Genomic DNA, 13,526 nt, shown 5'->3' on the forward strand with positions numbered 1-13,526 from the left:
GGTCTGACCGTCGGCGACGGGCAGCTGTCGTGGAACGGTTCGCTCGCCGTGGGCGAGACGGTCACGGTCACCTATTCGGTGACGGTGAACCCCGACGCCGGTGGTGAGACGCTGTCGAACACGGCATCGGGCTCTGCGACGCCGCCGGGCGGCGCGACGATCACTCCGCCGCCGGGTGAGACCGAGACGCCGGTGAATCTGCCGGGCTTCTCGCTGTCGAAGTCGGTGGATCCGGACAGTGGCACGGCGGTGGATCCGGGCAGCGTTCTGACGTACACGCTGACGGGTGAGAACACTGGTCAGACTGTTCTGGATCCGGTGGAGATCTCCGACGACCTGTCGGGCGTGCTCGACGGCGCCGCATACAACGATGACGCCGCCGCGACGGTGGACGGCGAGTCGGCCGAGGGGCTGACGGTCGAGGATGGGCAGCTGTCGTGGAACGGTTCGCTCGCGGTCGGTGAGACGGTGGAGATCACGTTCTCGGTGACGGTGGATCCGGATGCCGGTGGGGCGACGCTGTCCAACTCGTTGGCGGGAACGGCTGTGCCTCCGGGCGGCAGCACGATCACGCCTCCGTCCTCGAATGTGGACAACCCGGTGAATGAGCCGGGCTTCGAGTTCTCGAAGTCGGTGGATCCGGCGAGCGGTACGGCCGTAGATCCGGGCAGCGTTCTGACGTACACGCTCACGGGCGTGAACACAGGCGAGACGGTTCTGGATCCGGTGGAGATCGCGGACGACATGTCCGCCGTACTCAACGGTGCGTCATACAACGACGACGTGGCCGCGACGGTGAACGGCACCCCGGTCGACGCACCGACCGTTGAGGATGGGCAGCTGTCATGGTCGAGCCCGCTCGCCGTCGGCGAGACGGTCACGATCACCTACTCGGTGACCGTCAATGGTGATGCCGGTGGCGAGACGCTCGAGAACTCGGCGACGGCCTCCGCGACGCCCCCGGGTGGCAGCAGGATCACTCCGCCGCCGGGTGAGACCGAGACGCCGGTGAATCTGCCGGGCTTCTCGCTGTCGAAGTCGGTGAACCCCGAGAGCGGCACGGCTGTGGATCCGGGCAGTGTGCTGACCTACACGCTGACGGGTGAGAACACTGGTCAGACGGCGCTGGATCCGGTGGAGATCTCCGACGACTTGTCGGCCGTGCTCGACGGGGCTGCGTATAACGACGATGCGGCGGCGACCGTGAACGGCGAGCCGGTCGAGGGTCTGGCCGTCGGCGACGGGCAGCTGTCGTGGAATGGCTCGCTCGCCATTGGTGAGACGGTCGAGGTCACGTTCTCGGTGACGGTGGATCCCGAGGCCGGTGGCGCGACGCTGTCGAACTCGCTGACGGGTGCGGCTGTGCCTCCGGGCGGCAGCACGATCACGCCTCCGCCGTCGAACGTGGACAACCCGGTGAACGAGCCCGGCTTCGAGCTCTCCAAGTCGGTGGATCCCGCGAGCGGCACGGCCGTCGACCCGGGCAGCGTTGTGACCTACACCCTGACGGGCGAGAACACCGGCGAGACGGTGCTTGAACCGGTGGAGATCGCGGACGACCTATCAGCCGTGCTCGCGGGCGCCACCTACAACGATGACGCCGCCGCGACGGTGAACGGCACCCCGGTCGACGGCCTGACCGTTGGCGACGGGCAGCTGTCCTGGAATGGTCCGCTCGCAGTTGGGGAGACCATCACGGTCACCTATTCGGTGACGGTGAACCCCGATGCCGGTGGTGAGACGCTGAAGAACTTCGCAACGAGTTCGGCGACGCCTCCGGGCGGTGCGACGATCACGCCGCCCCCGACCGAGACCGAGACGCCGGTCAAGGAACCCGGCTTCGAACTGTCGAAGACCGCGGAACCCGAGGCAGGCGCATCGGTCGATCCCGGTTCGGTCGTGACGTACACGGTGACGGGAGAGAACACCGGCGAGACGGTGCTCGATCCGATCGACATCGTCGACGATCTCTCGGGTGTGCTCGCAGGCGCGTCGTTCAACGACGACGCGGTCGCGCAGATCGAGGGCGAGGAGGTCGGCGGGGTCGCACTCGACGGCAACACGCTGTCGTGGTCCGGCGCGCTCGATCCTGGACAGACCATCACGCTGACCTACTCGGTGACGGTGAATGCGGACGCCGGTGGGGCGACGCTCGAGAACTCGGCAACGGGAACGGCTGTGCCTCCGGGTGGCAGCACGATCACGCCGCCGCCGTCTGAGACGACCAACCCGGTGAAGGATCCCGGTTTCGAGTTCTCGAAGACCGTGGACCCGGAGAGCGGCTCGGCCCTCGACCCCGGATCGGTTGTGACGTACACGCTGACCGGTGCGAATACGGGCGAGACGGTACTGGATCCGGTGGATCTGACCGATGATCTGTCGGGTGTGCTCGCGGGTGCGTCGTTCAACGACGACGCGGCCGCGCAGATTGACGGCGAGCCGGTCGATGCCCCCGCGATCGACGGCGACGAGCTCACCTGGTCGGGTGCGTTGCAGCCGGGTCAGACCGTGACCGTGACGTACTCGGTGACGGTGAACGCGGACGCCGGTGGGGCGACGCTCGAGAACTCGGCAACGGGAACCGCTGTGCCTCCGGGTGGCAGCACGATCACGCCGCCGCCGTCCCTGACGACGAACCCTGTGAGCGTTCCCGGCTACTCCCTCTCCAAGTCGGTTGACCCGGAGAGCGGAACCGCAGTCGACCCCGGCGAGACGGTGACGTACCGGATCACCGGTGTGAATACGGGTGAGACGGTGCTCGACCCGGTCGACATCGTCGATGACCTCTCGGGTGTGCTGGCGGGTGCGTCGTTCAACGACGATGCGGTCGCGCAGATCGAGGGCGAGGAGGTCGGCGGGATCGCTCGCGACGGCAACACGCTGTCGTGGTCGGGCGCGCTCGAACCCGGGCAGACCGTAACGCTTGAGTACTCGGTGACGGTCGACGCAGACGCGGGCGGTGTGGAGCTGGTGAACTCGGCGACGGGTTCGGCTGTGCCTCCGGGCGGCAGCGTCATCACGCCGCCGCCGTCGGAGACGACGAGCCCGGTGAAGGACCCTGGTTTCGAGTTCTCGAAGAGCGTGGATCCGGCAAGCGGTGCCGCCGTCGACCCCGGTGACATCGTCACCTACACGCTAACGGGATCCAACACCGGCGAGACGGTGCTGGATCCGGTGGACATCGTCGATGACCTCTCCGGAGTGCTGTCCGGGGCGTCGTTCAACGACGACGCGGTCGCGCAGATCGACGGCGAGGAGGTCGACGCACCCGCGCTCGACGGCGACGAGCTGACGTGGTCGGGCTCGCTCGAGCCGGGTCAGACGGTGACGGTGACGTACTCGGTCACCGTGAAGGCGGGTGCCGGCGGGGCGAAGCTGGTGAACTCGGCGACCGGAACGGCTGTGCCTCCGGGCGGCAGCGTCATCACGCCCCCGCCGTCGGAGACGACGAGCCCGGTGAAGGACCCCGGTTTCGAGTTCTCGAAGACCGTGGACCCGGAGAGCGGATCGGTCGTCGAAACGGGCGACGTGATCACCTACACGCTCACCGGTGCCAACACGGGCGAGACGGTGCTGGACCCGGTGGACATCTCGGATGACCTGTCGGGCGTGCTGGCAGATGCGTCGTTCAACGACGACGCGGTCGCGCAGATCGACGGCGTGCCGGTCGGAGGCCTCACGATCGACGGCGACGAGCTCGCCTGGTCGGGTGCGCTGCCGCCGGGCCAGACCGTGACGGTCGTCTACTCGGTCACCGTGAAGGCCGACGCCAGCGGCGCGACGCTGACGAACGTCGCGAGCGCAATGGGAGTCGGCCCGGGCGGTGAGGTCATCGAACCTCCCGCGCAGGAGACTCGCAACCCGGTGCGCGAGGGCGGCGGGCTCAGCCCGAGTGGCATGGACCAGGCACCGCTGATTGGCGGCATCGCCGGGGCGATGCTCCTGGTCGGGGCATCCGTGGTCTGGCTCGTCAGTCGACGCCGGCGCCGCGCATAGCGGTCGAGGCTGGCTAGGGGTGATCGGGTCTGACCCGATCACCCCTGCGCGTCGCCGGGACCTGCCGCGCCGCGAGCGAAGTCCGCGGCATGCCCGAGGCGGACAAATCTCGTCGATCGCCGCAGATCAGAGCTCCTCACAGCCCCGCAGGAGCAGAATTGATCACGTGTTCGAATTCACGCCGCGACCAGCCGCCGCTCACCACGCTCAGGAAGCAGGGGTCGACACCGACGTGCTCGACAGCCCCGCATGGTCTGCGCTCACGGGCGCGCATGCACGGTTCGCGGAGGGCGACGATTTCGCGAAGCGATATCCGGAAGACGTCTCGCCGTTCGTGGGCGTCGTTTCCTGGGACGAACCGCGGATCTGGGACTCCCTGCTCGACCTGTTCGGGCCTGGCGCCGACCTGTCGCTGTCGCATTTCGCTGGCGAGCTGCCGGACGGATGGCGCGAGACCAGCCGCGGCGACGGCGTGCAGCTCGTCGCGACGGACCGGGTCACGGGGCAGCCATTCGAGGGCGCCGTCGAACTCGGCGCCGACGATGCCACCGAGATGCTCGCGCTCGTCGAGCGGAACAAGCCCGGCCCCTTCCTGCCGCGCACCTACCAGCTCGGCCGCTACGTCGGCGTGCGCCGCGAGGGTCGCCTCGTCGCGATGGCGGGGGAGCGACTCCACGCCGACGGGTTCACGGAGATCAGCGCGGTCTCGGTCGACGAGGACTACCGCCGGCAGGGGCTCGCCTCCGCCCTGACGCTCGACGTCGCCCACGGGATCCGCGAGCGGGGCGACGCGCCGTTCCTGCACGCGTCGGGCGCCAACTCCGGCGCGATCGCGGCCTATGAGAAGCTCGGGTTCCGCCTGCGCCGCAAGGTGACCTTCCTCCGCGCCCGTACCCCGGAGGCTTCGGCCCAACGAGACTCCTGCGCACGGGATCCGACAGCGCTTCGGGTCGCATCCAGTGAGCGCTGTGATTCTTCGAATTGAAACGAATCATTGACGTGAGTCTCGGGGTAGCGATATCTTACTCTCGGGGCGTTTTGAAGCGCTTCAATTTTGGCAGCACCGCCAGGATGACCTGCACACAGAGGAGTGGCATTTGTCAACGAAGAGATTCAGAGCGGGTGGGATAGCCGCGCTCACGGTGGCGGCGATGACCGCGCTCGGCGGCGTGGCACCGACCGCGGCGATGGCGGATGAGGCCGACGTGCCGTGGCTGGACACAGGCCGCACGACCGCCGAACGCACCGAACTCCTGCTCGAAGCGAGCTCGCTGCACCAGAAGTACCGCTGGCTCAACGAACAGGCGGCCAACTCGCCCCAGCAGACCGAGTTCGGCGACGTGACCTACCCGGCCCAGGTGGAGGGCACGCCGACGGTCGTCTACACCGACGGGCCCGACGGCGTGCGCTTCACCTCGGGAGTCACCGCGTTCCCCGCGCCGATCGCGCTCGCGGCAAGTTGGAACCTTGATCTCACGGAGGCGAAGTCCGCCACTCAGGGCGCGGAAGCCTTCGATAAGGGCAAGAACGGCGTCCTCGGTCCGGGGCTCGCGTCCGGCCGTACGCCCCTGTCGGGTCGTACTCCCGAGTACTTCGGCGAAGATCCGCTGTTGACCGGCCGACTTGCTGCGCACGCGGTTTCGGGATTGCAAGGCGTCGACGGCAAACCGGTCATGGCTGACATCAAGCATTACGTCGGCAACGAGCAGGAGCTCGACCGTCAGACCAGCTCATCGAACATCGACGAGCGCACCCTGCGGCAGGCCTACGACCTCCCGGTTGAGATCGCTGTTGCCGAGTCGGATCCTGCCAGCGTGATGTGCTCCTACAACCAGATCAACGGCGTCTACGGGTGCGAGAACCCGATTCTGAACACGAACCTGAAGGGCCTGATGGGCTTTGCGGGCTACGTGGTGTCCGACTTCGGCGCGGTTCATTCGACTGCTGCAGCTCTCAATTCTGGGCTCGATCAGGAGCTGAATGCCCCGAAGCACTTTACGCCCGAGCTTCTTGACAAGGCGCTCGCGGCTGGTGACATCACCGAACAGCGCGTCGACGAAGCCGCCGGTCGCGTGATCTCGGCCTACATCGAGCACGGTCTCTTCGATACACCGCTGCCCGAGACGCCCGTCGAAGACGCGTCGACGACGGAGCACACATCGATCGCGCTCGAGGCCGCTCAGCAGGGCTCGGTGCTTCTGAAGAACGACGGTCTGCTCCCGCTCGACATCGACGCGGGCGCGGAGATCGCGATCATCGGTGCGACGGCATCGTCCACGCCCACCGAAGGCGTGAGCGCCAGCACGATCTGTTCCATGGCGTGGAATGACGGCAACACGCTCGAGTGCGAAGACCTCGTCTCGCCCGAGGATGCGATCCGCGAGCGCGCCGCTGAGATCGGCGCGACCGTGACGTTCGACGCGGGAACGGATCCGGCGTCTGCCGCCGACGTCGCGGCGTCCGCAGACATCGCCATCGTGTTCGGCTATCAGAAGATGGGCGAGTTCTCCGATGTCGCGGACCTCTCGCTGCAGGGTGGCGGGGATGCGCTCATCGACGCGGTCTCGTCCGCGAACCCGCGCACCGCTGCCGTCCTGAACACGGGATCCGCCGTCGAGATGCCGTGGATCGATCAGACGTCGGCCGTGCTCGAGTCCTGGTACCCGGGCGAGCAGATGGGCCCCGCGCTCGTGTCGCTGCTCTGGGGCGATGTGAGCCCGTCCGGAAAGCTGCCGATGACGTTCCCCGTGTCGCTCGCCGACACTCCCACGGCAGGCAACGACGCGCAGTACCCGGGTGTGTTCGCGAACGGCTCGACCGAGAGGGCGAACGACGAAGAGATCCGTCAGATCGACTACGCAGAGGGTCTCGAGATCGGGTACAAGTGGTACGACGAGCGCGACATCGACCCGCTGTTCGAGTTCGGACACGGCCTGAGCTACACGACGTTCTCGTACTCGGATCTGCAGGTCGAGACGTCGTCGGACGACGATCGTTCGGCGGCGACCGTGTCGTTCACCGTCGAGAACACCGGAGACGTGCGAGGCACGGAGATCCCTCAGGTGTACCTCACCCTCCCCGAGGCGACGAACGAGCCCGGCAAACGGCTCGTGGGCTTCGACCGCATCGAACTCGAGCCGGGCGCCAGCGAACGCGTCGAACTCGTCGTCGACTCGACGGCGAGCAACCGTCCGTTCTCGACCTGGGACGTCGAGGCCGACGCGTGGAGCATGTCCGAGGGCGACTACGTCGTCGCCGTCGGAGCGTCGTCGCGCACCCTCGAACTCGAAGAGACGTTCACCTTCGACGCGGACGTCACCCCTCCCGTGGCGACCGTGGCGGCGACGCCCGAGAACCCTGACGGGAACGACGAGTGGTACGTGTCTCAGGTCGCCGTAGAGGTGACCGCGTCGGACGACGTCGACACGGACCCGATGCTCGAGGTGAACATCGACGATGCCGGCTGGGCGCCGTACGAGGAGCCCGTCGTCATCGACTCCGACGGTTCGCACTCCGTCCTGGCGCGCGCGACCGACGCGAGCGGAAACGTATCGGAAGAGGTCTCGTGGGACGGCAAGGTCGACCTCACGGCACCCAAGGCGACCGCCGCTGTCGAGGGCGAACGCCTCGTGCTGTTGGCGACGGATGAGGCATCCGGCGTCGCGCAACTCGAGTGGTCCGCAATCTCTGCCGAGGGTGAGATGCCCGAGGCATGGAACGCCTACGGTGAGCCGGTCGACATCGAGCCCGGCGACCGCGTTGCCTACCGGGCGAGCGATGTCGCGGGCAACACGAGCGAAATCTCCGAGCATCACGAGGCGGTTGTCGCGACGCCGCGCCTGACGGTCGATCCCGAGAGCGCATCCCCCGGTGACGCCGTCGAGGTCACCGGCGAGCAGATCCCGGTCGGCGACTACACCGTCGTGCTGCGGTCTGCTCCGACAGAGGTCGCCTCGGTCAGTGCGACCGAGTCAGGCACGATCGAGGCCTCCTTCCGCGTTCCTGAGGAGACGGAGCCCGGCGTCCGCGCGGTGGAGCTCGTCGACGCCGACGGCGAGGTCATCGCCTCCGCCGACCTGCGGGTGAACGCCCCCGCGGCGCTCTCACCGACGGGCGGCAGCGGAACGGCGGGCGGGATCGCTGTCGCCGCGATGATCCTCATCGCGCTCGGCGCGGGCGCGATCGTCCTGCGCCGCAAGGCGACTGCAAGCGCCTGACCAGGCCGCAGTTGACGGCGAAGGCCCGGGTCCGCATCATCGCGGTCCCGGGCCTTCGCTTGCAGATGCGGGAGCGGAGCGGCTAATCCAGCACGCTCAGCGTGATGCTGATCGCCTGGATGATGAGGACCGCGGCGATCACCGAGATCGTGACCCACGTGAACCGGCGGCGTTTGAGGCGCCGCCCAGGCTCGGCGACGCCCTCCGGGGGCCGCAGGTGCTGCGGATCCGCGAGCGCCGGCTGCACGCCCGCGACCGGCGCGGTGCTCGTCGTCCGCAGCCGCTCGTCGCGCCAGCGGCCCCATCGCGCGATCTTGTCGAGCATGGCGCCGACGACGGAGAACTGCCACCGCCACCTCTCGGGCTCGAGGGTCGACAGGGGCGAGGCGGAGTAGAAGAAGAGCCAGTCATCGACGATCTCGACGTCGAGCTGCGCGGCTCGGTTCATGAATCGCTGCATGATGTCGGGCGTGAACAGGTACAGCGCGTCGGCCTCATACCCCGTGGGGCAGTAGAGGCTGAAGTGCGTGTCGAATCCGCCCTCGAGGCTGAGACGCTGGCCCTTGTCGAGCCGCACGGGCAGGTTCGATCCGAACAGGCTGTTGTTGCCCTCGGCGTCGAGCACGATGTTCGGCAGCGGCGCGTCCAGGCGCACCGCGATGTACCCCCAGGTGTGCGTCTGCTGGCTCTTGCCGGATCCGGTCGTGTACCGATAGTTGCCGAACTCGACGAACCGCGGCGCCTCGCCCCGCACGAGCATCTCCGAGTACCGCTGCCGGCCGACGTCGAACAGCATTCCGGGCAGTTGCGGGTCGTCGTAGCCCGGGTGGAAGCTTATGCCGTTCGCCGCGGCGAACCGCTCGAGGCGATAGTGCTGCACGGGGGCGGATCCGTTCCAGACGAGCAGGAGGATCGCCGCGACGATCAACCCGGCCCCCATGCCGCCGAAGGCGAGCCCGAACGGCACGAGACCGTCGATCAGGAAGAGGGCGAGCAGGCCGAAGACGAGCATCGGCACGCCGATGACGAGCATCATGACCGAGACGACGATGCGCGCCACGTCGCTCGACCCGCGCCGCGTCGCGCGCGGGAACCTCGACCGCAGCTGCCGGGAGTGTGCGCGCACCTCGCGCCGGTCGACGGGATCGGTCAGGGCGCGTGCGTCGAACTGCATGGGTCCAGCGTATGGGGATCCGAATAGCGAGACCGGCGCTCCCGTAACCCGCCGTTCATCGACTCGTCCATTCTGGGACCCCCGTTCTCGTAATTGCTCGTCACCTTGGCCGGGTTACATCGGGGATGTTCCGTTCCTCCCTCCGAAAGGCTCGCCATGCGCCTGCGCACTCCCCTGATCGCCGTCGCCCTCGCGGCCGGCTCCGCCGCCCTCCTCGCCGGCTGCTCCTCGCCGGCGGCCGACGCCGACGCGTCGGACGACGTGATCCGCTTCGCGACGCTGCCGCTCGTGGACGACCCCAACGCCGAGACGCCGACCGACGAGATCGCCGCCCTCCTCGAGGAGGCGACCGGAATGACCGTCGAGATCACCGACGTTCCCAACTACTCCGCCGTGATCGAGGCCGTGCGTGCGGGCCACGAAGACATCGGCATCATGAGCGCCTTCCCCTCGGCGCTCGCCGTCAACACAGGCGAGGTCGACTCGCTCGTCGCATGGCCCGGCCTCGCTGAACCGGTCTCAACCTGCCTCGTGCTCGACGACTCGCCGCTCGAGTCGCTCGAGGACATCACGGCCGAGACGACGATCGCGTTCGCCGACCCGAACTCGTCGAGCGGCTATTACATGCCGACCTACATGCTCGACCAGATCGGCCTGCACAAGGACGACGGCGACTTCAAAGAGCTCATGTCGGGCGGACACGATCGCAGCTTCATCGCTCTGAAAGAGGGCCAAGCCGACGTTGCGTGCACCTCGACGATCTTCCCGAAGATGGCCGGCCAGGACAACCCGATGTTCCCCTTCGACGAGGGTGAGACGCGCTCGATCGGCGAGAGCCGCGACATGCCGATCTCGATGTCGGTGCTCGGCAACCAGCAGATGTCGGAAGAGAAGCGTCAAGCCCTCGTCGAGGCGATTCCGAAGGTGTTCAGCGACGAGAACCGCGACGCGATCGGTATGTACATGAGCGGCATGCCCGAGGGCATCGAGCCGATCCTTGAGCCGGGGGCCGACGTCTTCCAGCCCATCGTCGACATCGCGGCCGTCGCCGGCGTCGACATCTCGGACCTCGAGTGATCGCGATGACCGACCTTCTCATGCGCCCGCCGGAGACCCGAACAGACGAGCCGCTCGTCCGCGTCCGTAACCTGACGGTGCGCTACTCGGATGACCAGCCGCTCGTGCTCGACGGCGTCGACCTCGACCTCTTCCGCGGCGAGACGGTTGCGCTGCTCGGTTCCAGCGGATCGGGCAAATCGACCCTGATGAAGGCCCTGACCGGCTTCGCGGCGATCGAATCCGGATCGGTCGACGCCGGCGACTTCGATGTCGCGAACCTCCAGCGCGGGCAGCTGCGCCGGTTGCGCTCGCAGACCGGCCAGGTGTTCCAGCAGTTCAACCTCGTCGGGCGTCTGAGCGTGCTCACGAACGTGCTGACCGGATCCCTCTACGGCGCGGGCGCCGCGAACCTGCTCGGCACGTTCCGCAGTTCGGATCGCGTGCGCGCGCTCGAACTTCTCGACCGCGTCGGGATCGCGCACAAGGCCGGGGAACCGGCCCGGTCGCTGTCGGGCGGGCAACAGCAGCGGGTCGCGATCGCGCGGGCGCTGATGCAGAACCCCCGCGTGATCCTTGCCGACGAGCCCGTCGCGTCGCTTGATCCGCGCATGAGCCGCACGGTGCTCGAACTGCTGCGGCAGATCGCGCGCGAAGACAATATCCCCGTGCTCGTGAGTCTGCACGTCGTGCCGCTCGCGCTCGCCCACTCGGACCGCATCGTCGGCCTGCGCCACGGCGAGATCGTCGTCTCGGGCCGCACGAGCGAGCTCGACGCAGATCAGCTGGCGCCCGTGTACGACCTGGGCGACGAGGAGGAAGACTGATGTCGACCGTCGAGAAGCCCAGGGCGAAGGCGGAGCTGGATCCGCGCGCCCGCGAGAGCATGGAGCGCGCGTTCCGGATCCCGCGCGCCCGGTTCATCGTCGGCGTCATCGTGGGCGTGGCGCTCTTCCTGTGGTCGGCCAACGGCGCCCAGTTCGACTTCCTCAAGCTCGGCGAGGGCGCGGCCAACATGGGCGAGTTCATGCTGCGCATGTTCCCGCCCGACTTCTCGAAGATCGGCCTGATCCTCGCCCTGCTGCTCGAGACGCTGCAGATGGCGATCGTCGGCACCGTGATCGGCACCATTCTGTCGCTGGTCGTCGCGTTTGGCGCCGCGAGCAACATCGCCCCGCGGTGGCTGTATTACCTCTGCCGCTGGACGATGAACATCATCCGCGCGCTTCCCGACCTCGTCATCGCGCTGATGTTCGTCTCGGCCGTCGGGCTCGGACCGTTCGCGGGCATCCTCGCGATGACGATCGGATCCATCGGATCCATCGGCAAGGTCTTCGCTGAGGCGATGGAGGCCGTCGATCGCGGCCCGATCGTCGCAATGGAGTCGGTCGGCGCCTCGAAGCGGCAGGTGATCCAGTACGGGATCCTGCCGCAGGCGCTGCCGCTCCTGACGAGCTACACGCTGCTCCTGTTCGAGGGCAACGTGCGCGGCGCGACGATCCTCGGCCTCGTGGGCGCCGGAGGCATCGGCCTCGAGCTCACCACCGCAATGAACCGCTACGACTACGGACACCTGTTCGCTATGGTCATCTGCATCATCGTGCTCGTCACGATCATCGACCAGGCGAGCGCGATCATCAGAAAGAAGATCACATGACGCTCATCGACACGATCGACCTGCCCCTCTCGGCGCCCGTCAACCTGCGCGACCTCGGCGGGATCCCCGTGTCGGGCGGATCCGTGCGGCCCGGCGTCGCGATCCGCGCCGACGACCTCTCGATCGTCGACCTCGAGACCGCGTCGTCGCTCGTCGCGGACGGGCTGACGACGATCATCGACCTGCGCTCCGTCGACGAGGTCGAGTTCACCGGTCGCGGCCCGATCGGATCCCTGCCCGTCACCTACCACCACGTGCCGTTCATGGCGTCGATCGGCGATGCCGGTGCCGAGATCCACGACCAGACGAAGTACGGATCGATGTACGTGCGCATGCTCGACGCCGCCGCTCCCCGCATCGTGCAGGCCCTCGCCATCATCGCCTACGCCCCGGGCGCCGTCGCGTTCCACTGCGCCGCCGGGCAGGACCGCACGGGCGTCCTCGCCGCATCGCTGCTTCTCGCGCTCGGCGCCGAGCCGGAGGCGATCGTGGCCGACTACGTGCGCACCGGCGAGAACTCCGATGCGATCATGCGTCGCCTCGAGCCGACGATCGGGCGATTGATGGCGAAGTTCGGGCTCGACCTCGATGAGGCCGCGCGAGCCGCGACGCGATCCGAGTTCTCGCCCGAGCCGATCCGTGGGCTGCTCGCGCACCTCGGGGCGGGCGGCACGGATCCGCTCGTTGCGTTGCGCGAGGCGGGGCTGACCGACGGCCTCATCGCGCGGTTGCGGGAGCGCGCCGTCGCGTGAGCACGGGAGCACTTGGGACCGGGGTCGCCGCGCGCGGCCCCGGCCGTCCGCGCGCGAGCGGCCACGACGAGCGGATCCTCGACGCCGTCATCGGACTGATCGAACGCGATCAGAAGGTCACGGTGTCGGCCGTCGTGGCGGCCAGCGGCGTCTCGCGGGCCGCGCTCTATCGGCGCTGGCCGAGCCTGCCGGAGCTCGTTGCCGCGGCTCTCGACAAAGGGCGCGCGACGATCGAGATCGATACGTCGGGTGACATCAAAGAAGCGATCGTTTCGATGATGTTCGGCGATCCGGTCGCTGTGCGCGGATCGACGTACAGCGACCGTCGGTTCCGCGCGCGCATGGCGCTCGTGATGCAGAACCCCGAGCTGCAGCGCGCGTACTGGACCTCGCACATCAGGCGGCGTCGCGTCTCGTTCCTCGCCGCGCTCGCCGTGGCGCAGGAGCGGGGCGACCTCCGCGACGATCTCGACCTCGAGGCGTGCATCGACCTCATAAACGGAGTTTTCTACTACCAGATCGTCGTGCGCGGAGCGAGCATGGCCGACCCCGACACGCTCGCCCGCTGCCGCGAGGCGTTCGAGGTGGCGTGGCGGGGGATGAGCGCGGATCCTTCGGAAGGAGATGTGCGTTAACTACGGACTGGATTGCCCGATTTCGAGGTCAGGAGGAGC

9 protein-coding genes are annotated in these 13,526 nt (G+C 68.0%); 8 read left to right on the plus strand and 1 reads right to left on the minus strand.

All coding sequences use genetic code 11. The features are described 5' to 3' along the window. The 3 genes from G510_RS17080 to G510_RS17700 all read left to right on the plus strand — a co-directional run. Positions 1-3,996 (plus strand): isopeptide-forming domain-containing fimbrial protein (locus G510_RS17080; RefSeq protein ID WP_211219207.1); only part of this gene is annotated, 3,996 nt, incomplete at its 5' end. Between the two features lie 166 nt (positions 3,997-4,162). Continuing rightward, on the plus strand, positions 4,163-4,981 hold the full coding sequence (locus G510_RS17085; protein WP_084644402.1) for a GNAT family N-acetyltransferase: 819 nt from the start codon (positions 4,163-4,165) through the stop codon (positions 4,979-4,981). 112 nt (positions 4,982-5,093) lie between these two features. Then, positions 5,094-8,213, plus strand: coding sequence for a glycoside hydrolase family 3 C-terminal domain-containing protein (locus G510_RS17700; protein WP_157560700.1), 3,120 nt, complete (start codon positions 5,094-5,096; stop codon positions 8,211-8,213). A gap of 82 nt (positions 8,214-8,295) precedes the next feature. On the opposite strand, the gene G510_RS0113610 is transcribed toward G510_RS17700, so the two are convergent. Next, positions 8,296-9,387, minus strand: a complete 1,092-nt coding sequence (locus G510_RS0113610) for a hypothetical protein (RefSeq protein ID WP_029154053.1) — start codon at positions 9,385-9,387, stop codon at positions 8,296-8,298. 156 nt (positions 9,388-9,543) lie between these two features. Here G510_RS0113610 and phnD point away from each other — a divergent pair, with 156 nt between their 5' ends. Genes phnD through G510_RS17095 form a run of 5 tightly spaced genes read left to right on the plus strand, consistent with a single transcriptional unit; the run spans position 9,544 to position 13,487 of the window. After that, entirely contained in the window at positions 9,544-10,464 is a 921-nt protein-coding gene (phnD, locus tag G510_RS0113615; RefSeq protein ID WP_029154054.1) for a phosphate/phosphite/phosphonate ABC transporter substrate-binding protein, read from the plus strand. Between the two features lie 5 nt (positions 10,465-10,469). Further along, positions 10,470-11,270 (plus strand): phosphonate ABC transporter ATP-binding protein, encoded by an 801-nt coding sequence (gene phnC / locus G510_RS0113620; RefSeq protein ID WP_051216823.1) that lies wholly within the window; start codon positions 10,470-10,472, stop codon positions 11,268-11,270. Continuing rightward, positions 11,270-12,100, plus strand: a complete 831-nt coding sequence (phnE, locus tag G510_RS0113625) for a phosphonate ABC transporter, permease protein PhnE (RefSeq protein ID WP_029154056.1) — start codon at positions 11,270-11,272, stop codon at positions 12,098-12,100. Before phnC ends, phnE begins: the two co-directional genes overlap by 1 nt. After that, complete coding sequence (locus tag G510_RS0113630; RefSeq protein ID WP_029154057.1) at positions 12,097-12,852, plus strand: tyrosine-protein phosphatase; 756 nt, start codon at positions 12,097-12,099, stop codon at positions 12,850-12,852. Before phnE ends, G510_RS0113630 begins: the two co-directional genes overlap by 4 nt. Then, the gene (locus G510_RS17095) at positions 12,849-13,487 is read left to right on the plus strand and encodes a TetR/AcrR family transcriptional regulator (RefSeq protein ID WP_036323536.1); all 639 of its coding nucleotides are present in this window, start codon (positions 12,849-12,851) and stop codon (positions 13,485-13,487) included. Before G510_RS0113630 ends, G510_RS17095 begins: the two co-directional genes overlap by 4 nt. The last annotated feature ends 39 nt before the right edge of the window (positions 13,488-13,526 follow it).

The organism is Microbacterium gubbeenense DSM 15944 (genome assembly GCF_000422745.1).
Taxonomy (GTDB): Bacteria; Actinomycetota; Actinomycetes; order Actinomycetales; family Microbacteriaceae; genus Microbacterium; species Microbacterium gubbeenense.

What these genes read in the sequence shown, in the direction of transcription:
- phnE (WP_029154056.1), top strand. Translation starts at nt 11,270, where the DNA reads ATGTCGACCGTCGAGAAGCCCAGGGCGAAGGCGGAGCTGGATCCGCGC.
- G510_RS0113630 (WP_029154057.1), top strand. Translation starts at nt 12,097, where the DNA reads ATGACGCTCATCGACACGATCGACCTGCCCCTCTCGGCGCCCGTCAAC.
- phnD (WP_029154054.1), top strand. Translation starts at nt 9,544, where the DNA reads ATGCGCCTGCGCACTCCCCTGATCGCCGTCGCCCTCGCGGCCGGCTCC.
- phnC (WP_051216823.1), top strand. Translation starts at nt 10,470, where the DNA reads ATGACCGACCTTCTCATGCGCCCGCCGGAGACCCGAACAGACGAGCCG.
- G510_RS0113610 (WP_029154053.1), bottom strand. Translation starts at nt 9,387, where the DNA reads ATGCAGTTCGACGCACGCGCCCTGACCGATCCCGTCGACCGGCGCGAG.